At 47.9% G+C, this 20,468-nt stretch carries 18 protein-coding genes and 1 riboswitch; of the genes, 8 read left to right on the forward strand and 10 right to left on the reverse strand.

Translation table 11 applies throughout. The features are described 5' to 3' along the window. Positions 1-44: 44 nt before the first annotated feature. The 3 genes from prc to LGV68_RS04085 form a co-directional block, all read right to left on the reverse strand. Positions 45-2,045: a carboxy terminal-processing peptidase gene (prc, locus tag LGV68_RS04075; protein ID WP_047456799.1), complete on the reverse strand. Its 2,001-nt coding sequence runs from the start codon at positions 2,043-2,045 to the stop codon at positions 45-47. Between the two features lie 17 nt (positions 2,046-2,062). Beyond that, positions 2,063-2,692, reverse strand: coding sequence for an RNA chaperone ProQ (gene proQ, locus LGV68_RS04080; protein WP_020331103.1), 630 nt, complete (start codon positions 2,690-2,692; stop codon positions 2,063-2,065). Between the two features lie 98 nt (positions 2,693-2,790). Then, a complete protein-coding gene (locus tag LGV68_RS04085) occupies positions 2,791-3,264 on the reverse strand; it encodes a GAF domain-containing protein (RefSeq protein WP_020331104.1) in 474 nt (157 codons plus the stop codon). Positions 3,265-3,352: 88 nt separating this feature from the next. On the opposite strand from LGV68_RS04085, the gene LGV68_RS04090 reads away from it, so the two are divergent. The 4 genes from LGV68_RS04090 to rsmF all read left to right on the forward strand — a co-directional run bounded on the left by LGV68_RS04090 (position 3,353) and on the right by rsmF (position 10,619). Then, positions 3,353-5,149 (forward strand): ABC transporter ATP-binding protein, encoded by a 1,797-nt coding sequence (locus LGV68_RS04090; RefSeq protein WP_158130298.1) that lies wholly within the window; start codon positions 3,353-3,355, stop codon positions 5,147-5,149. A gap of 39 nt (positions 5,150-5,188) precedes the next feature. Then, on the forward strand, positions 5,189-6,445 hold the full coding sequence (locus tag LGV68_RS04095) for a paraquat-inducible protein A (protein ID WP_252536312.1): 1,257 nt from the start codon (positions 5,189-5,191) through the stop codon (positions 6,443-6,445). Beyond that, positions 6,438-9,074, forward strand: a complete 2,637-nt coding sequence (locus LGV68_RS04100; protein ID WP_020331107.1) for an MlaD family protein — start codon at positions 6,438-6,440, stop codon at positions 9,072-9,074. The genes LGV68_RS04095 and LGV68_RS04100 overlap by 8 nt, the downstream gene beginning before the upstream one ends. 120 nt (positions 9,075-9,194) lie before the next feature. Continuing rightward, on the forward strand, positions 9,195-10,619 hold the full coding sequence (gene rsmF, locus LGV68_RS04105; RefSeq protein ID WP_055452235.1) for a 16S rRNA (cytosine(1407)-C(5))-methyltransferase RsmF: 1,425 nt from the start codon (positions 9,195-9,197) through the stop codon (positions 10,617-10,619). A 164-nt stretch (positions 10,620-10,783) separates the two neighbouring features. Here rsmF and LGV68_RS04110 read toward each other — a convergent pair whose 3' ends face one another. Then, positions 10,784-11,620 (reverse strand): S1-like domain-containing RNA-binding protein, encoded by an 837-nt coding sequence (locus LGV68_RS04110; protein WP_032080168.1) that lies wholly within the window; start codon positions 11,618-11,620, stop codon positions 10,784-10,786. 102 nt (positions 11,621-11,722) lie between these two features. On the opposite strand from LGV68_RS04110, the gene LGV68_RS04115 reads away from it, so the two are divergent. After that, positions 11,723-13,072: a hypothetical protein gene (locus tag LGV68_RS04115; RefSeq protein ID WP_024374830.1), complete on the forward strand. Its 1,350-nt coding sequence runs from the start codon at positions 11,723-11,725 to the stop codon at positions 13,070-13,072. Here LGV68_RS04115 and LGV68_RS04120 read toward each other — a convergent pair. Then, a complete protein-coding gene (locus LGV68_RS04120) occupies positions 13,069-13,548 on the reverse strand; it encodes a DUF4442 domain-containing protein (RefSeq protein WP_020331111.1) in 480 nt (159 codons plus the stop codon). The genes LGV68_RS04115 and LGV68_RS04120 overlap by 4 nt on opposite strands. Before the next feature lie 122 nt (positions 13,549-13,670). Continuing rightward, positions 13,671-14,558 (reverse strand): putative PEP-binding protein, encoded by an 888-nt coding sequence (locus tag LGV68_RS04125; RefSeq protein ID WP_222746461.1) that lies wholly within the window; start codon positions 14,556-14,558, stop codon positions 13,671-13,673. Between the two features lie 205 nt (positions 14,559-14,763). Here LGV68_RS04125 and LGV68_RS04130 point away from each other — a divergent pair, with 205 nt between their 5' ends. Together LGV68_RS04130 and LGV68_RS04135 are read left to right on the forward strand one after the other, a co-directional pair. After that, entirely contained in the window at positions 14,764-15,822 is a 1,059-nt protein-coding gene (locus tag LGV68_RS04130) for a 3-deoxy-7-phosphoheptulonate synthase (protein WP_020331113.1), read from the forward strand. 19 nt (positions 15,823-15,841) lie between these two features. Continuing rightward, complete coding sequence (locus tag LGV68_RS04135; protein WP_020331114.1) at positions 15,842-16,324, forward strand: YajQ family cyclic di-GMP-binding protein; 483 nt, start codon at positions 15,842-15,844, stop codon at positions 16,322-16,324. 67 nt (positions 16,325-16,391) lie between these two features. On the opposite strand, the gene msrB is transcribed toward LGV68_RS04135, so the two are convergent. The 3 genes from msrB to LGV68_RS04150 all read right to left on the reverse strand — a co-directional run bounded on the left by msrB (position 16,392) and on the right by LGV68_RS04150 (position 17,870). Then, complete coding sequence (gene msrB / locus LGV68_RS04140) at positions 16,392-16,838, reverse strand: peptide-methionine (R)-S-oxide reductase MsrB (RefSeq protein ID WP_222747610.1); 447 nt, start codon at positions 16,836-16,838, stop codon at positions 16,392-16,394. Between the two features lie 121 nt (positions 16,839-16,959). Further along, positions 16,960-17,691: a hypothetical protein gene (locus LGV68_RS04145; protein WP_020331118.1), complete on the reverse strand. Its 732-nt coding sequence runs from the start codon at positions 17,689-17,691 to the stop codon at positions 16,960-16,962. A 20-nt stretch (positions 17,692-17,711) separates the two neighbouring features. Further along, positions 17,712-17,870 carry a hypothetical protein gene (locus LGV68_RS04150; RefSeq protein WP_020331119.1) on the reverse strand — a complete coding sequence of 53 codons (159 nt, stop codon included), beginning with the start codon at positions 17,868-17,870 and terminating at the stop codon, positions 17,712-17,714. 307 nt (positions 17,871-18,177) lie between these two features. Beyond that, a riboswitch (glycine riboswitch) is annotated at positions 18,178-18,282 on the forward strand. A 103-nt stretch (positions 18,283-18,385) separates the two neighbouring features. On the opposite strand from LGV68_RS04150, the gene LGV68_RS04155 reads away from it, so the two are divergent. Further along, positions 18,386-19,771: a sodium:alanine symporter family protein gene (locus LGV68_RS04155; RefSeq protein WP_020331120.1), complete on the forward strand. Its 1,386-nt coding sequence runs from the start codon at positions 18,386-18,388 to the stop codon at positions 19,769-19,771. A 29-nt stretch (positions 19,772-19,800) separates the two neighbouring features. Here the strand turns inward: LGV68_RS04155 and LGV68_RS04160 are convergent, their stop codons facing one another. Further along, complete coding sequence (locus LGV68_RS04160) at positions 19,801-20,439, reverse strand: LysE family translocator (RefSeq protein ID WP_020331121.1); 639 nt, start codon at positions 20,437-20,439, stop codon at positions 19,801-19,803. Positions 20,440-20,468 lie beyond the last annotated feature (29 nt).

The raw sequence follows: 20,468 nt of genomic DNA on the forward strand, positions 1-20,468 counted from the left end.
ACAAAAAAAGCGGGCTTAAAGCCCGCTTGTTCATTATTTGCATCTTACGATTGCTTGATCATGTCCACCATGATGGCGACCGATTCATCCAGATAAGCATCTGGTGCTTCGTAATCTTTTGGCACATCTTGCAACGTCTTAAACTCTTTCTTGCCCATCGCTTTCTGACGAGTATTGATACGATCTAAGCGTTCCTGATCAGATTTCTCACTCTGAGCTTTACGTACTTTCTCATTTAAAGACAGGTAGTTATCGTCTTTCTCTGCTTTGTACTTCGCAATATCCTGCTGGATAAAGCTAAACTCCATATCCTTAGCGATGCGCGTCTGATGTTCCGCACTCAGTGTCGTGATCATCTTGTGAAAATCATGCAGCTTTTCATACTTCGCTTTATCGATACTGTCCCAAGGCAGCGCATTCGATTCCATACTTTCACCCGTTTCAGCAGCATCAACCGCTGTCGGGAAAGCAATATCCGGAATGACACCTTTGTTCTGAGTACTGCCGCCATCAATACGGTAGAACTTTTGAATGGTGTACTGCACGTAACCCAGTTCTTTATCAAACAGATCGTAAATATGATTCAACGAGCGATGTTGCTGAACCGTACCTTTACCAAATGAGTTTTCACCCAAAATGATCGCACGGCCATAATCTTGCATAGCTGCGGCAAAAATCTCAGACGCTGAAGCACTGTAGCGGTTGATCAGTACAGTCATCGGCCCGCTGTAACTCACCTTGCCGTCCGTATCACTGTTCACGTTCACTCGGCCGTAGCTGTCACGAACCTGAACGACCGGACCACTGGTAATAAACAGACCAGATAACGCTGTTGCTTCTGTCAGCGCACCGCCACCGTTATTACGCAGATCCACAATGATGCCATCTACATTCTTCGCTTTCAGCTCAGTGATCAGCTTGTCAGTATCTTGAGACAGACCAACATAGAAACTCGGGACTTCAAGCACGCCGATTTTCTTGCCATCTTTTTCAATGATCTCTGACTTAACTGCGCGGTCTTCCAGACGAATCTTGTCACGCACAATTGTGACAACGTGACTTTTTGCATCTTTGCCGTCAGGCAGAACCTGCAGCTTCACTTTGGTCCCTTTCGGTCCCTTAATCAGCTGTACAACATCGTCCAAACGCCAACCAATGACATCGACAATATCTTCACCGTCTTGGCCCACACCGATAATGCGGTCACCCTCGCCCAACTGTTTGCTGTTCGAAGCCGGACCACCAGCTACCAGTGAACGAATCACGGTGTAGTCGTCTGTCATCTGCAGCACAGCACCAATACCTTCCAGTGAAAGATTCATCTCAGACTGGAACTGCTCGGCATTACGAGGTGATAAGTAGCTGGTGTGCGGGTCAATCTGACGCGCAAACGCATTCATGTAAAGTTGGAATACATCTTCACTGTGCGTTTGAGTCAGGCGTTTAATCGCATTGTTGTAACGTTTCGCCAGCGTTTCTTTGATTTCCGGCCACTCTTTACCCGCCAGCTTGAGGTTCAGCGCGTCGTATTTAACGCGTTTACGCCACAATTCATCGACTTCTGCCTGATCTTTTGGCCACGCCGCTTTTGAACGGTCAAGCTCAATCGATTCATCGGTATCAAACGTGATTTCGTGATCTAACAGAGACAGCGCATATTGAAAACGGTCAAAACGCTTTTCCATCGACAGGTTATACAAATCAAAGGCGATTTGGTTATTGCCTACCTTGAGTTGGTCATCAAGTTGAACTGACCAGTCTTTGAAAGAATCGATGTCAGCCTGAGTAAACAGGTTGCGATTGTAGTCCAGCATTTCGATATAACGTTCAAAAATCGCTTGGGAAAACTGATCGTCGAGATTGAAATGTTTGTAATGAGAACGAGTAAAACGAGACGTAACGCGTTTGCTCGCGGTTTCATGCTGAACTTCAGGGGAAAGAAGAGGAAGATCCTCTTTGTGGATATTGGCTTCGAGAGCCTGAACTGAAAAGGCTGCTAGCCAAAGGCTAGCAGCAATCAGAGATAATTTTGAACGGCATTTCATGCGTAGGAATTTCTCCTTTATGCGCGCAAGTGCTCCGCTTTCACAACCATTTGCAGGCCGTTGCCGAGTTGAACACGCACATCTTCCTTATTGATTTCAACGATGGTCGCAGCCATGTTGCCTTTGCCCATGTTCACGTTCACTTCTTTGCCAACATTCAGTTCATCAGCTGTCAGAGCACGTGTTTCTACAGGCTTTTTATCCGCTTTTGGTGCCGCTTTTTGCTGAGGACGACGAGCTTGTGGCTTTTTCGCTGCCTTCGGCTTCGCTTTTGCGTCTTCACGCACCTTTTTTCCTTGCTCTTTACGACGGGCGTCTACACGAGCTTTGCTCTCTGCCAACGCCGCTTTTGCGTGTTCTACATGTTGCTCTTCCAATACACCACATGCATTACCATCTAGATCGACACGAACCGCACCAGCTTTAACACCGTGCAGGTAACGCCAAGACGAAGTGTACTGTCTTAGTGCTGCACGAAGTTGAGTTTTGCTTACTTTAGAGTCTTCACTTAGGCGCTCAGCAAGATCTTGAAAGATACCAATTTTTAGAGGCTTAGCCTCACCTTCTAAAGTAAAGCAGTTAGGGAAACATTCAGCAATGTACGCAATCACTTCTTTGCTGTTTTTTAACTTTTCAGTGTTTTCCATGAGGATTCCTGGTTGATGCGGCTGGTCCGCGAAGCATTAAGTAAATATGTTCGGTATTATAGTGACCTGACTACGAAAAACCACAGGCAAAGACCAATTTATGCCTTGTTCGCGTGTGAATTGAGCAGCTTTTCTACTTCAGTCATCAAAAACGTGAGTCCTTCTTCGTCAGTTTCTGAAAAACGGCCAACACTTGGGCTGTCAATATCTAACACGCCTGCAACTTCACCGTTGATAGAAAACGGAATCACGATCTCAGAGTTACTTGCCGCATCACAGGCAATATGACCTTCGAACTCATGGACGTCATAAACACGTTGAACAGAATTGGTGGCAACCGCAGTACCACATACACCACGTCCGACAGGAATGCGCACACACGCAGGTTTACCCTGGAACGGACCAAGTACCAACTCACCATCACGCATCAGATAGAAACCCACCCAGTTCAGGTCTTCTAACTCCATGTTGAGCAGTGCGCTTAAGTTCGACAAGTTTGCGATCATATCCGGTTCAGACTCTAATAACGCAACAGCTTGCTTGGTTAAGCGGTGGTAATGTTCTATTTTCATATTAACTTCCAATTGAAAAATAACGACTTCACTAAAGGTTCTACGTACAATGGCACCCAGAAGTTAAATAGGATGCATTCTCATTATAATGACGTATACCAGTGACACTATTAGCCGTTCTTGGCTCATAACTCAAGTTAAAAAACATAAGTCTAAGTTGTTGTACGCTAATGCGATTGCGATCGCTGCAACTTTAATCAGTGTACCCATCCCGCTACTTATGCCACTGATGGTTGATGAGGTTCTTCTCAATAAGCCAGGCACAGGTCTGGCGGTCATGAACAAGTGGCTCCCATCCGACTGGCAAACGCCAACCGGTTACATCATGTTTACCCTGCTGCTGGTGGTACTGATGCGTGCGGCCAGCCAACTACTCAATATCGTGCAGAACCGGCAGTTTACTCTGGTTTCCAAAACCATCACTTTCCAAATGCGCAGCAAGATGATTGATAAATTGGGGCGCATCAGCATAAAGCAATATGAAACCCGGGGAAGCGGCGGGATTAACGCCCATTTAATTACCGATATCGAGACGATCGATCAATTCATCGGCACGACATTAAGTAAGTTCCTCATCAGTTTCCTCACCGTCATTGGCACCGCGATCGTTTTGCTGTGGCTCGAATGGCGGTTAGGTTTGTTTATTTTGCTGGTCAACCCGATTGTGATTTATTTTTCTCGCAAGCTCGGTAGCAAGGTCAAACACCTCAAGAAACGAGAGAATCAGGCCTTTGAACGTTTCCAAAATCGTCTGGTCGAAACGCTGGATGGCATTTACCAGTTGCGCGCGGCGAACAAAGAGCGGGAATTTCTCGCCCAACTGACCTCGCATGCAGACGAAGTTCGCAACCACGCTGACAAATATGCCTGGCAATCGGAGGCCGCTGGCCGTCTGTCCTTCTTATTATTTCTGCTGGGCTTTGAACTCTTTCGCGCCGTCGCGATGCTGATGGTAGTTTTCAGCGACTTAACTATTGGCCAGATATTCGCAGTGTTCGGCTACCTATGGTTTATGCTCAGCCCGGTTCAGGAACTGCTCGGCATTCAGTTTTCATGGTACAGCGCCAAAGCGGCCCTCACTCGCATCAACGAGTTGCTTCAGCTAGAAGAAGAACATCGTCCGCCCAGTAAGGTCAATCCGTTTACCGATGATCGCGAAGTGGAAGTGTCCATTTCGCAGGTTAACTTCTCTTACGACGGCGAACATAAAGTGTTAGATGATCTGTCACTTGAGATCCCGGCTGGTAAAAAGGTCGCATTAGTGGGTGCCAGTGGCGGCGGAAAATCCACCCTGATTCAATTGCTGATTGGCGTATACCGGGCAAATTCCGGAGAGATTCGCTACAACGGAGAGACCTGCGATGACATCAGCTTTGATGTGATTCGAAGCCAGATAGCCGTGGTATTACAACAACCTGTACTTTTCAATGACACTTTAAGGCATAATCTCACCCTCGGAAGCGATTACGACGAACTGTCCTTGTGGCGTGCGTTAGATATCGCGCAGATGCAGGACGTGATCACTAAACTCAATCAGGGCCTCGACACCCAGATCGGACGCAACGGCATTCGTTTATCGGGCGGCCAGCGACAACGTTTAGCGATTGCGCGTATGATTTTGAGCAATCCGAAATTTGTGATTTTGGATGAAGCGACCTCAGCGCTTGACACCGCCACCGAAGCGGCATTGCATAAAGCGTTAACAGAGTTTCTGCACGGAAGAACAACACTGATCGTGGCGCATCGTCTGTCAGCAGTAAAACAAGCCGATTTGATTTACGTGCTGGAAGATGGTCATGTCAGTCAATCCGGTACTCACGGAGAGCTGGTTGAACAAGAAGGTTTGTATCAAACATTGTATGGTTCAATACAATCGCACGCATAAAGGTGACAACGTCACCCTGTATAATAAGGAAACGCTGCGATGAAAATCAAAGCGTTAAAGCAACATTTAACTGACAGCGGCTCTGTTCGCTTGTGTCAGGGATGTGAGCTGCCTGTTGATGTCATCTCGGTCGAACGAGGGAAAAGCGCTTATTGTCCGCGTTGCGGCACTCAGCTGTACCGCGGCGGCAGCCCGTCGTTATCCGGCAACTTAGCCGTTGCGATTACTTGTTTGTTACTGTTTATTCCGTCGCAGTTTTTCGATTTCATTAGTATTCGCCTGGTCGGTGTTATGATCCCGGCCTCATTGCCTGCCGGCATCATCGCATTAAGTAATGAAGGTTACTTCGCCCTCGCCTTATTGGTTTTCTTCTGCAGTACGCTGGCGCCGTTTCTCGTCTGTGGTTCGGTCGTGGTAGCGCATATTTCGCTCCACCATCGTTGGTTTACCGGGCTTCGTTACTCGCTGACCCTGATACAGAAACTCAAATCATGGGCGATGATGGATGTGTTCCTGGTCAGCGTGGCTCTTTCTTGTTTCAAACTCAAAGATTATTCCGATGTGTTTATCGGCCCAGCCCTGTATAGCCTGGTGCTCTTGCAGCTGTTTACGGTGCTGCTCATCAGCCGCATCAGCGTGCGCCGCTACTGGGAAGCTTGGAAACCGGAGCGTGATTACGACGCGCACAATAAACAGGTTCACTGCCATAACTGCCATTTATCTCAGGAAGAAGGGGCTCGTTGCACTCGTTGCCATCACAAACTTTACCATCGCAAGCCACAGTCGATTGAACGCACTTGGGCTTATGTGATAGCGGCCAGCGTGGCCATTTTCCCCGCCAATATCATCCCGATTTCAATCCTGATCACCAATGGCCAGCGTTTGGAAGACACCATTTTTTCCGGTGTTGCCTCATTGGTGAACAGCGGCATGATCGGCATTGCTATTATTATTTTCGTTGCCAGTATTGTCGTCCCGGTAGCGAAAATTCTCGGCCTCATCTATTTATTGCTGGCGATACGCTTTAAGCGGCAGGTTTACCACCGCCAGAGAATGTTCATTTTTTATGTGATTAAATGGATTGGCAAATGGTCCGTCATGGATCTGTTTGTCATCTCCATCATGCTGACTTTGGTCGATCGCGGCCAGATTCTTGATTTTACGCCCGGGTATGGCGCCGTTGCTTTTGGTATGGTCGTCGTATTGACGATGCTCGCCGCAGAAAGCCTCGATCCTCGTCTGATATGGGATAACTATCCGGGTGCCGTTTCTAAGAACGAGTCTGATAATGAGTAACGAACCAACAAAACAAAAAGCCTACTCGCCGGACGTAAGGCGTAATAAGGGCATTTCACCGTTATGGATTTTGCCGATTCTGACCATGATTCTGGCCGGATGGCTGGTGGTTAAAGCCATTCACGACGCAGGCGATCGCATACAGATCTACTTCTCCGATGCGCAAGGCCTGGTCGCGGGCCGTACCACCATTCGCTATCAAGGTCTGGAAGTGGGTATGGTCAGAGACATTAAGCTCTCCTCCGATCTTAACAGCATCTATGTGGAAGCCGATGTCTACCCCGAAGCTACTCGCCTGCTCTCTGCCGATACGCGATTCTGGCTGGTCAAACCGACCGCCAGTCTGTCCGGAGTTTCCGGTCTTGATGCGCTGGTGTCAGGTAACTACATCGCAATTCAACCTGGCAGCAACATTGATGGACAAAGTGATCATCCCGATGAATATCATGCTTTAGACTCTGCACCCTCGGATCTGCTGGCCAACAGCGGGCTGACCATTTCCCTGAAAGCCAGCGATCTCGGCGGTATTTCTATCGGCTCTCAAATCGTCTACAAGAAAATCCCGATTGGTGAAGTCTACAGTTATCAGCTCGATGAAAGTGCAAAATCCGTCATCATTCAAGCCTCCATCAAGAACGAATATCGCCACATCATTACCAGCGAAAGCCGCTTCTGGAACGTCAGTGGCGTTGGAACCACGGTTGGTTTTGATGGCATCGATGTACGTCTGGAAAGCCTGAGCGCTCTGATTGGCGGCTCAATTGCGGTCGACTCCCCCGATGGTGGTGAACCCGTCGAACAGAATACCCAGTTCCGGCTCTATCGCGATTTAAAAACTGCAGGCCGCGGTATTCCGGTCAAAATTGATCTGCCGGATAACAACAACATTAATCCGTCAGGTGCGCCGATCATTTATCGCGGAATTGAAATCGGTCAAATCACTAACCTTCAACTCAACAACGACAAAATTGTCGCATCAGCGGCAGTTCAGCCTGCGTTCAGTGATTTGCTGAATTCAGGCAGCCATTTTGTCCTCGAAGAAGCTAAAGTGTCGCTGACTGGCGTAGAAAACCTCGCTAATTTGGTGAAAGGCAATTTTCTTACTCTGGTGCCAGGTGAAGGCGACCGTGCGCGTCATTTTACCGCCGTGCGCAAAGCTGAATTTAGCCAGGAGCAGTCACGCTCAGTCGCGTTAAAACTGATTGCTGAAAGTTCATTTGGCTTGGAAAAAGACGCACAGATCCTCTATCGCGGTGTCGCCGTCGGCTCGGTAACCGCCGTGAAGCTTGCCGCTGATAAGGTGGAATTTGATGTGCTGATTGACAAGCAGTACGCCTCGCTTGTTCGATCGCAAAGCCGTTTTTACGTGACAGGTTCCGCCAGTGCTGCATTGACGGAATCGGGCCTGAGCGTTTCGATTCCACCGGCCAAACAGTTGTTAACCGGCTCAATCAGTTTTGTCAGCGAAGGCAGTGAGAAGACGCAGCAATCTTACCGCCTGTATCAGAATCAATCTTTGGCTGAAATCGCCAAGTACAATCAGTCTGGTTCACAAACCCTGCAATTATTCGCGCCAGAACTGCCTCCGGTGAACGCTGGCAGCCCGTTGTTGTACCGCAATCTTAAAGTCGGCACGGTATCCAGCTTCAAGCTGACACAAAGCGGTGTTGTGATTGAGGCAAAAATTGAGAATCAGTACAAGCACTTGATTACATCACAAACCGTGTTTTGGAGCCGATCCGGCGTTGAAGTGAACGCATCTTTGTCCGGCGTCAGTATCAAAGCTGCTCCCCTGCAAACGCTGATTCAGGGCGGCATAGAGTTCGACAACATCAACGGCGTCGAAAACAAACAGGGCGAACTATGGAAGCTCTACCCGGATTATCAACAAGCGCAAAAATATGGTGAAGAGATCATGCTGGTCGCCCAAGGCAATACTGGCATTACCGTCGGAACACCAATCAAATACAACGGTGTTCAGGTGGGCGAAATCACCGACGTGCTGCCGGATTTTTCCTCACCACAAGTGCGCTTCAAAGCCCGGATTCAACCGACCTACGCGCCCTATATCACTAAAGCGGGATCCGTATTCTGGCTAGCGGAAGCGAAGGTAGGACTCAAAGGCGTCTCCAACTTGCAGAACCTGATTTCAAAGGCGATTGAAGTGAAACCGGGCAGCGGCAAAGCGACCAAACAGTTTACGCTGTCTGCTATGCCCTATCAGGCAAAAGGCATCACCTTTAGCCTGCAAAGCGAGACCCGAGGTTCAATTGATGTGGGTACGCCTGTACTTTACCGCGACATCGAAGTCGGCCGCGTAACGGATGTTCGCCTGGGCAACTTTGCGGATCGCGTCATCTCCACTATCGAAATTGAGTCGAAGTACGCTTATCTGGTGCGTGAGAATAGCCTGTTCTGGAATACTTCCGGCTTAGACGTTTCTATCGGCCTGAGTGGTGCCAATGTCAAAGCCGGCACGCTAGACAGTATTGTGCGCGGCGGGATTACCTTTGCCACCCCAGAGCAAAAACAGCTGACTGCTGCCGCCAAAGCAGGTCAATCGTTCTACCTCTATCCGACCCCTCAGGAAGAGTGGAAAAAATGGCGAACTGCCATTCCTAAGCCCTGACGATATGAGCTAAAAAGGCAGCCTGATGGCTGCCTTTTTATATCCAGCGTCTCTGTAACTTCAAGTACGGCAATGATAGGTATATAATTCCGCCCCAAAATCCAAGACTGAGACACCATTTTGCATTCGAATATCTCTCTCCCAGAAGAATTTCTTACTACGATCGCTGATATCCTTCCGGCATCCCTCAACATGGAAGATTTTATCGCAGCTTGCCAGCGACCACTGCGCAAAAGTGTTCGCGTCAACACGTTAAAAATCAGTGTGGAAGAGTTTCAGCAACGCGCCAGTGAGAAAGGATGGGCATTGGAGCCTGTGCCGTGGTGCGAAACCGGATTCTGGATCGAAGCCGATGAAAGCGAAGTGCCACTTGGCAACACCGCCGAACACATGGCTGGTCTGTTCTACATTCAGGAAGCCAGTTCCATGATGCCGGTTTCAGCGTTGTTTATGGATGAGGCAGATGCTTTCCACTCAGTACTGGATATGGCGGCAGCACCGGGGTCTAAAACTACTCAGATGGCTGCGCTAATGAACAACCAGGGGGTTCTGGTCGCGAACGAATTCTCAGCCAGTCGCGTAAAAGTGCTGCATGCCAACATCGAACGTTGTGGTATTCGCAATGCAGCGCTGAGTAATTTTGATGGCCGAGTCTTCGGCGGATGGTTACCGGAACAGTTCGATGCCGTATTGATTGACGCGCCCTGCTCTGGCGAAGGCACGATCCGTAAGGATCCGGATGCCATGAAAAACTGGAGCAAAGAGTCTGTATTATCGATTGCAGATACGCAGAAAGACCTGATTGAAAGTGCTTTTCAGGCACTGAAGGTCGGCGGTGTCTTGGTGTATTCAACCTGTACATTGAGTTGTGAAGAGAACCAGCAAGTGTGCTGGCACTTGAAAAACACCTACGGCGATGCGGTGAGTTTTGAGCGCCTCGACTCTCTGTTCTCCGATGCCGACAAAGCCATTACTGAAGAAGGTTTCCTGCACATTTTCCCTCAGGTTTATGACTGTGAAGGCTTCTTTGTGGCACGTATGCGTAAACTTGCCGCCGTTGCGGCTCCACCAGTCAAAAAACGTTTGGGCAAGTTCCCGTTCGAGAAAGCGAGCAACAAGATCCAAGCCGATGTGGAGAAACAGCTGCAAACCACTCTGGGTATCTCCCTACCTGCTGACAGCAGCATCTGGCTTCGAGACGGCGATGTGTGGCTGTTCCCTAATGCATTGGAACCGATGTTGGGCGAACTGCGCTTTTCCCGAATGGGGATCAAAATCGCCGAAACGCACAAGAAAGGATACCGCTGGCAGCATCAGGTGGCGACCGCGCTAGCTACCGGGCAAGAAACCCGTTGCGTTGAACTTTCGGTTGAAGATGCACGCGAATGGTACATGGGACGAGATGTCCGTCCACAAGGTCAAAGTGGCCAAGGCGAAGTGATTGTTCGTTATGGTAACGATGTGATTGGACTGGGAAAATGGGTGGGCAATCGCGTCAAAAACGGTCTGCCTCGTGAACTGGTGAGAGATAAAAACTTATTCTGAATCGCTAAACGCCAGCATGAAATGCTGGCTGCTTGTCGCGAAAAAATGAGTCTGTACTACACTTAACGTTAAGCAGTCTCAGACTCAATTCTATTAGCGCAGGCTCTTTGGAGCCATTCCCCTAGGCCCGAAACGCCTTACGTTTCTGGCCTTTTTTTTGTGGATTATTCAGCCAGGCGAATGCCGTCTTTTTCAATCAGGATTTTGCCCTGTTTGAACAGACCGCCAATAGTCTTCTTAAACGTGCCTTTACTGGTACGGAAAGTTGCGAAAATTGCTTCCGGAGTCGATTTGTCACTCAGCGGAAGGAAGCCGCCTTTCTTCTGCAACGTTTCCAGAATTTTCTCGCTCAGATCATCCATCTTCGCTACGCCCACTTTCTGCAGCGCCAGATCGATTTTGCCATCTTCACGAATATTCTTGATGTAACCTTTCAGCTTCTTACCGATGAAAAGCTTACCAAATACATCGGATGGGAAAATCATGCCCCAATGCTGTCCATTGATGATCGCTTTGTAGCCAAGGTCCGAGCGTTCAGCGATGATCAAATCAACCTGTTCATTTTGCGCGTACTTCGCTGGCGTTTTATCCAGCAGTTTGTTGAACTTCGTTGTTCCCACAATACGGCCCGACGCTTTATCGGTGTACACGTAAACCAGAATGTTCTGACCCGCAGCAAAACGTGCACGTTGTTCACTGTAAGGCACAAGCAAATCTTTGTCTTTGATTCCCCAGTTGACGAAAGCACCCGTGGTGTTAACGCCTTCAATTTTCATCAGGCCCCATTCACCCACTTTGGCGATTGGCGTTTCTGTCGTTGCCGCCAGTTGGTTTTCTGAATCAAAGTACAGGAACACATCAACAAAGTGTCCCAGTTCCACACCTTCTGGTGCAAATCGTTTTGGCAGTAACGTCGTACCAAACTCCCCGGCGTCCAGGAAGACACCAAAATCGGTAATTTTTACGACTTCTAGATTGTTAATCTGACCAACGTTAATCATTTAAAACTGTCTCACATCAAATTTGCAGAGATTATACGTGATCTCTGTTATGCTTTCCCCCATTCAACAGAGAAAATTAAGCAATTTTTTCAGGAGTTTTCGTTGATCACTGTCGATAAGCAAGATGCCGTCACCCTAAAGATTTCGTCGGAGATGTCCGACAGTAAAAAGCTCGATCTTGATATGTATCTGTTTATCCCCGGGGAGTTGGGACTGACACCGGAAGTGATATCAGAGTCTGAGTTTTTTTACAGTTCTATCCATCAAAAGCGTTCCTATTACAGTGACCAGATTCTGTTGCCACTGGTGCACAGCCGACTGGCGCAGCGCGGCCGACTCTCTTCTACCCAATACCGGGTCAGCTTAAGTTTGTTTGCTTATCAATACGTTATTGCACTCGATAAGGCCGTCAATCAGCTCAACAACACGAGTGACAGCGTCACCTCTGAAGAGGTGGATACGGTTATAGAGTTGGCTTTGGATATTCTCAAGCGCCTGCGCAGAACAATCCCTTATGAAGAAACGCTTAAACGTTACTACGCCAACATCGACAACTACCTTTCGTGGTACACCGAGCAGAAGTTCCTTTCGATGGTGTCGAACCTCACACGCGATAACGAATATAAAACCATCAAAGAACGCTTGATCACGCTGGTGGAAAAAGAACAGGCACATCGTGCCTTGAACCACTATAACTCAGATAAAGCCGATAACGACATCACCAGACTCAGCAACAAAATGCGTCTGCTGCGCCGTCTGATTGAGCACCCAATCATTCTCAACGAGAAAATCACCTCCCTCGGCAAAAATATGAAACGGGCCGTGAAAGGGATTGCGACCGGTTTGGTCATGGTGGTGGTGACCATCACGGCAATTTCCGCACGTGACTACTGGGGAGAAATCACCGCTTCTTTCATCATCGCGATGTCATTTATTTATGCATTGCGGGAAATTTTTAAAGATGACTTGCGCGACATGTTGTGGCGCTGGATCCGCAAGGGCAAACCAAAGTGGCGCCGTCGCTATTTCGATCCCAGTACGGGTAAGCAAGTCGGTCAGAAAGATGAATGGTTGGATTATAAAAGCCTGAGCAATTTACCCGACAGCATTCAGAACATTCGAAAGAAGCGTGTTGTGCAGCGCGAAGAGCAGATTCTCCATTACCGCTCAGAAACCGAGATGACCACATCGCGATTTATGAGTGGCTATGAAGCCACTCGCGAAAGCATGTTGATTGATCTTCGGACTTTAACCCGCTTGATGGATAAAGGCTCAAACCGGATTTATCAGCTCAATAACGGACAAGTCAGCCGCGAATCGGTAGAAAAGCGTCACTTGATTAATCTGATCGTTAAAGAGAAAAATCACAAAAGTAAACCACGCTATTACCGTTGGAAAATCGTGCTAAACCGAAGCAAGATCGTGGATATCGAATCCATCGACCTGAGTTAACGCTTCGAGCATTTCAGCGACAGCGTGAGCCAGAATTCCGCCATCGGTTCATCACCATGCAGTGATGGGCAAGTGGCGGTAATTTTTACCGCTTTGTTTACCCGCTCCCCGGTTTGAATGGTTTCATCGAGCATCGCATCGATGGCCTCACCTTCATCACAATGAAAATACACATCCGCTTCCGGACGTTTTAGAAATTCACCTTTCACCGCTTTGAATGCCAGTGAGACTCGCTCGCCACGCTGTTGCGCTTTCTGCATCGCCATAAAACCACCGGCAACGTCTGCACCGACCGCGAGAACACCAAAATACATGCTATTGAGGTGATTCTTGTTACGACGCTTCAGCGGTATACGGACCACAACCGATTGGTCATTGAGCGTGATGAGTTTTGGCCGGCAGTACCAGATGAGTGGAACTTTCATTAAGCCAAAGTAATTAAGGTAAAAATTCGCTTTTGTGAGTGCGGAGAGCATAGGCCAGACCTTATTTTATAGTTGTCAGACCAGTTGACTAGACCGCATTTGAATTGTCAATGAGATGTTACAGAAAACAAGAAGCCAGCCTTCTTATTGGCTGGCTTTTGCATTGCTTAACTTCAGAAGTTGAAGATGGCTTCCGCCTGAGCGTTTTCCAATAAGTAGTTTTGCAGTTTCGGGTACTGTTCAAGTGATTGTGTGACCACTAATACCGGCTTCTTAGCTTGTTGCGCAGCTTTAATCGCAATATCCGCCAGTTGAGTAATCGCTTCGCTGTCCGGGTTGTAGAGGTATTCCAGCGACGGGTTCAGCTTGTCGATGCCAAGCGTAAACTGCGCCAACGATTCCCAATCTAAAACAACACCGTCGAAATAGTGCAGCAGGCGATCCGCGACCATAACGCTGGACGGCACATTACAAACGTAAAGTACCTTCAGGCCGTTCAAGCCACGCGGTAAGCCCTGGACTGCCAAACGGTCAATAATCGTGGCTGCATCACTCAGTGTGCGGACAAACGGCACCACAATTTCAATATCCAACCCTTTCGACCGAAATTGTTTAATCACTTCACACTCAAGTGCAAATGCTGCAGAGTAAGACTCAGAAGCATAACGCGAAACCCCTCTCAACCCCATTGCCGGGTTGACTTCATCAGCCTCCAGAGAGCCGCCCAGCAGAGTCTGATAGCCGTAACTATCGGCACAACTCAAGCACACGCGAACCGATTGATGATGCGGTTCAATGGCCTGTTCGATTTGCGTAACCAAGGTTGCAACAAAGTGCTGCTCCAGCGGAATGCCACCTAACATGGCATCCAGTGAACTTTTTTCCAATTCTGACAGTTGGTCTGTGCCACTCACCAAAGCCGGATGATAAAACACACTTTCCGCAATGAGCTCAGAAAGAGAGACAAACAAATAAGAACTCGGTGCTTGTGCCATCGCCTTTGGCAAGGTGTTTCCGAGAGCCAACTGTTCATGAATGGTGGCGTTATGTTCTAAACTCATTACTGCTCCGATTATCATTATGATGTTTATGTCGAAAATACCGAGAGAACTCCAGAAAAACAAGCCAAAAATCAATATTTATGAATTTATTTTGCATAAATTTTCACTTTACACTTTACGAAAAATTCCTTTTTTGCTTAACAGTTTATTCTAGTAGGTAAATTCGTTATCTTTAGGGCCTCGCAATAAAAGGACAGGCTATCCTATGCCATTAAAAACAGATGAATTAAGAACCCAAGCATTGGGCCCAATGCCTACACCGGCAGAACTTAGCCACGCCCATCCCATCACGGATGAAGTTGCAGAACGTATTGCTAACTCTCGACGTCAAATCGAGCGCATTCTGACCGGAGAAGATGACCGCCTGTTGGTGATCGTCGGCCCATGTTCTGTACACGATACCATCGCTGCGATGGATTACGCGCGCCGCTTAAGTGCCATTCAGGATCAATACGCGAACGAGCTGTTTATCGTTATGCGTACTTACTTCGAAAAACCGCGTACGGTTGTCGGCTGGAAAGGCCTGATCACAGACCCGAACCTAGACGGTTCTTATGCACTGGAAACGGGCCTGAATAAAGCTCGTCAACTGCTGCTTGATATCAACAAGCTTGGTCTGGCTACCGCGACAGAATTTTTAGATATGATTACGGGTCAGTACATCGCTGACCTGATCACCTGGGGCGCAATTGGTGCACGAACAACCGAATCTCAGATTCACCGCGAAATGGCCTCCGCGCTTTCTTGCCCGGTTGGTTTCAAAAACGGTACCAACGGCAATGTTAAAATCGCCATTGATGCAATTCGCGCATCCAAAGCTTCACACTACTTCTATTCACCAGATAAAAATGGCCGTATGACGGTGTACCGCACCAGCGGAAACCCATTCGGGCACGTCATTCTGCGTGGCGGCGATACCGGACCAAACTTTGATGCCGCGTCGGTTGATGCGGCCTGTGCTAAACTGGCAGAGTTTGATCTTCCAGAGCGTTTGGTGGTGGATTTCAGCCACGCCAACTGCGAAAAGCAACACCGCAAGCAATTGGATGTCGCCAAAGATATTTGTCAGCAGATTGAATCTGGCAGTCACAAAGTGGCGGGCGTCATGGCAGAAAGCTTCATTCTTGAAGGTAATCAGCCGATGCATGATCTGAACAACCTGACTTATGGTCAATCGATCACCGATCCGTGCCTGAGTTGGGAAGATACAGCAACAATGCTTGATATGCTGGCTCAATCGATTAAAGTACGCCGCGCAAGTTAACCATAAGGAAAACATTAAGATGCCTTCTTTTGATATTGTTTCTGAAATCGACGTTGTAGAAGTCCGTAACGCGGTTGATAACTCCAACCGTGAGTTGGCCACTCGTTTCGATTTTCGCAACGTAGAAGCCAGCTTCGAGCTGAAAGAAGAAACAGTAAAATTGGCTGCTGAAGGTGACTTCCAACTGCAACAGCTGATGGACATTCTGCGGAACAACCTGGCGAAACGTGGTGTGGATCCTCGTTCTATGGACGTGAAAGCTTCCGTTCATTCAGGTAAAAACTGGTACAAAGATGTCGTTTTCGTTCAGGGTATTGAAACCGATCTGGCGAAAAAAGTCGTGAAAATGATCAAAGATGCCAAGCTGAAAGTTCAGGCGTCGATTCAAGGCGACAAAGTGCGTGTAACAGGTAAAAAACGCGATGATCTACAAACAGTCATCGCTCTGCTACGTGACAGTGACTTGGAACAACCATTCCAATACAATAACTTCCGCGACTGATTACATCGCCACGAAGTAAAGAAAATCCAGCCCTTGGGCTGGATTTTTTACATTTGGAAGAATGCGATTAATCGCGCTGCTTTTCTATCGCAATCGAGTTAACACAATAACGCAGCCCGCTCGGCGGTGGACCATCAGGAAAGACATGGCCAAGATGTGCGTCACAACTGTTGCAGAGCACCTCGACTCTCGGCGTCGCCAGTTTAGTGTCGATATGATACGAAATCGCGTTGCTTTTCACGGGTTGAGAGAATGAAGGCCAGCCTGTATGCGAATCGTACTTGGTATTCGAATCAAACAGCACGGTTTTACAGCACACACAGTGATAGATGCCCGGTTCAAACAAGCTGCACATTTCTGAAGAAAATGGTCGTTCCGTTCCGTGTTCACGCGTGACGTAATATTGCTCTTCGGTCAGTTCTTTTTGCCACTCCTGCGCCGTTTTTTCAACGCGACGCGTTGGTTGCAAATTCCCATGATTTGCAAATTCAAGAATGTCTTTCCAACTCAGCATAGCTGCCCTCTCTTACTGATTGCCTCTTGTCTGCCTTAGACCTTAGTACGAGGCAAAAACTTTCACCGCCTTACGTCGCTTATAAAAAAATAGCTCATCAACGATGAGCTATTTTTGCTTTTTACAGGCCGATTTCTTCGGACAACGATTTTATCTGTTCCAGATCCATCTGATGGACCCGAATCATCTGGTCCAGCTGACTGATACGTGAGTTCGCTTCATCTTGTTTATCACAAGCATCCGATTTAGCGTCCCAGGATTTGCCTTCCAGATAGATATCACACTCTTTCTTAAGCGATTTGACTTGAGGAACCAGCGCATCACGCTCCTTCTGCATCGCTTCCATCTCTTGCTTAATTTTCAGCTCTTTCTGGAATAGTTCACGAGAGCGCTCAAACATGGTCGCTTGCATATCAGCCTGACGATTCAGCTTGCTATTCTTGGCATCAGCCGCTGCCAGCGCATCTTTCTGTTCGGATAACTCGCTCTCCAGCGTCGCATTCACTTTTTCCAGCTCAGTGATCTGCTTTTCCAATTTACTCAGGTTGGTTTTGTGTTGTTCCGTCTGTTCATTAAGCGCTGCTTGAAGCTTATTTTCCCACTCGCTGTTCATAGCGATGGTTTGCTGCTCAGCGTCGGCCTGCTGAGCCGAATCATCACTCTTCGATTGCTGATATTGTGTTTCCAACGTCTGATAGGCTTTTTCCCATTTCGACGCGGTGACCGATGAGCCAATCAAGCCACCAAGAGCCAAACCCAACACGGCTGCGATACCAATATAGAGATAACTGCGCTTATCGCGCTCTTCAATGACAACTACATCTTCGTTATCGTCTAACTGTTTCTGGTTCAAGTTTTACTCCTAAATCAACATCAGCGAAATAATTCAGCAACGACCACAGAGACAATGTAAATCACAAACGCCGCCCCCAGAGTCATCACCACACCTTTCTGAACTTTCTCACTGGTTCGATAACGGATCAGAAAGTATGCCAGCACAATCAATAATCCAATGGTTATCAGTCTGATCATGGCTCGCTCCCTTTATAACGCTCTATTTTATACCACTTATACCGTATGAAAGGTCAGAGAAAAGTTTATTCCTCCACATCTTAGGGAAGATTTCTGACTTCGATTGATTTTGTAGATGACATCACACTTTGTTTTGGTTAGTATCGCAAAGCAAATTACCTGATTATACAGGTAATTGTTCCGTTGAAGACTGCAGGAGAGAGGTTGTTAACCTATTTTTAACAAAATAGGCAAACATACCCGCCGAAGAAGTAAATCTTTCAGGTGCTTTATTCTTCCCAAAGAAGAATTAGCGAGGACTGTAGTTGGAGGAACCTCTGGAGAGAACCGTTCAATCGGTCGCCGAAGGAGCAAGTTCTGCTTATCCACTAAGCGGAGTGAAACTCTCAGGCAAAAGGACAGAGGAGTGAAAGGTAACCCGTATTGTAAATAGCTTTTGGCTATTTACTGTTTGATCCATTTTTTGATCCGCCCTTTCCCTCTTCTCCTTAGATGTTGTTTATTAAGGGGAAAACATGACCAACCTTCTTTCATTTTTACAAACTATTGATAGCTTCGTTTGGGGCCCACCACTACTCATTCTGCTCGTCGGCACTGGCGTGTATTTCACTTTTCGTTTGGGTCTGCTGCAATTCCGTCACCTGCCAACAGCACTGAAAATGGTATTCAGCCGCGATAAATCTGCCGACAAACAAGGTGACGTATCGAGCTTTGCGGCGCTGTGTACCGCACTATCGGCAACGATCGGTACCGGCAACATTGTCGGCGTGGCAACCGCCATCAAACTGGGAGGTCCAGGTGCGCTCTTCTGGATGTGGCTGGCAGCGCTGTTTGGTATGGCAACCAAATACGCCGAATGTCTGCTGGCGGTGAAATACCGTAAAGTCGATGATAAAGGCCAGATGGTCGGCGGCCCGATGTACTACCTGCAATACGGTGTCGGATCTAAAGCGCTGGCTATCATGTTTGCTGTTTTCGCTCTGGGTGTTGCCTGCTTTGGTATCGGTACCTTCCCACAAGTTAACGCCATCATTGATGCGACAGAGATTTCATTCGGTGTCTCTCGCGAAGTCTCCGCTGTCGTACTGACACTGCTGGTTGCCTTCGTCACCATCGGCGGAATTCAGTCAATTGCAAAAGTTGCTGGTAAAGTGGTACCAGCTATGGCGCTGTTCTACATCGTGGCTTGTTTAAGTGTGATCGTGACAAACGCTGACCAACTGATGAATGCAGTGGAGTTGGTTCTGACTTCCGCCTTTAGTTCCTCTGCAGCGACGGGTGGTTTCCTAGGTGCGAGCATTATGTTGGCGATCCAATCTGGTATTGCACGCGGTGTCTTTTCCAACGAGTCTGGCCTCGGCAGCGCGCCAATGGCCGCCGCCGCAGCAAAAACCGATTCTTGTGTGAAGCAAGGCCTGATCTCGATGACAGGTACATTCTTCGATACCATCATCATCTGCACGATGACTGGCCTGGCATTAATTCTGACCGGCGCATGGCAAAGTGATTTCTCCGGCGCGGCCATGACAACATATGCTTTTGCCGTTGGTCTGAACGCAGAAACAATTGGTCCAATGCTGGTCTCTATCGGCCTGATGTTCTTTGCTTTTACCACCATTCTTGGCTGGAACTACTACGGCGAACGTTGCATCGTGTTTCTGTTCGGCACTAAAGCCGTATTGCCATACAAACTGGTATTTATTGTTCTGGTTGCTTCAGGTGCATTCCTGAAACTGGATATGATCTGGGTCATTGCGGATATTGTGAATGGTTTGATGGCAATTCCGAACCTGATTGGTCTGATTGCGCTGCGTCACATCGTGGTAGAAGAGACTAAACAGTTCTTTGCTAATGCCGTGAATGAAGTTCAACCCGCGTTACATGCACAGCAATCAAGATAAGAAAAAAGCGCCCGATGGGCGCTTTTTTCTTAAACAGTTTCTTTTTCGAGCAACAGCTTTAAACCCAGCGCGACTAAAACAAAGCCCGTTGTCCCTTCCATCCAACGCATAAAAGATGCGTTCTTCAAAAGATTCTTGGCTGAGCTTAGCGCGCCAGCAAGGCCACATTGCCAAACCATCGCGATCACAAAATGAATTCCTGCCATGAGCAAAGACTGCATTAAAGGAGAATGCTCAGGATTAATAAACTGTGGCAAAAACGCGAGGTAGAAGACGGCCGTTTTAGGGTTAAGAACATTAGACAGGAAACCTTCACGCAGAGAACGCTTAACGCTGAGCTGTGAATGAGACAAAGTCGCCACATTCATACCCTGCCCAGTTTTCAACAAGGTACGTAAACTAGAGATACCCAGCCAAATCAGATACGCCGCACCAATCATTTTCATAAAGTGGAACAGCTCAGCCGACTGAGTCAGGATCGCAGAAATACCAATCGCGGAAAAAGTTGCGTGCACGAATAAGCCAGCACAAATACCAAGGCTGGTCACACAGCCATCCACCATCCCCGCTCGGGAGGTGTTGCGAATTACCAGCGCAGTATCAAGGCCGGGCGTTAAAGTGAGAATAGTAATGGCGATAAGAAACGCTTCAATGTTCTGTATGTACATATCAATCCCTGAAAAATCACAAGTGGTTA

The sequence above is a fragment of the Vibrio sp. LQ2 genome (assembly GCF_023920125.1).
Lineage (GTDB): Bacteria > Pseudomonadota > Gammaproteobacteria > Enterobacterales > Vibrionaceae > Vibrio > Vibrio fluvialis.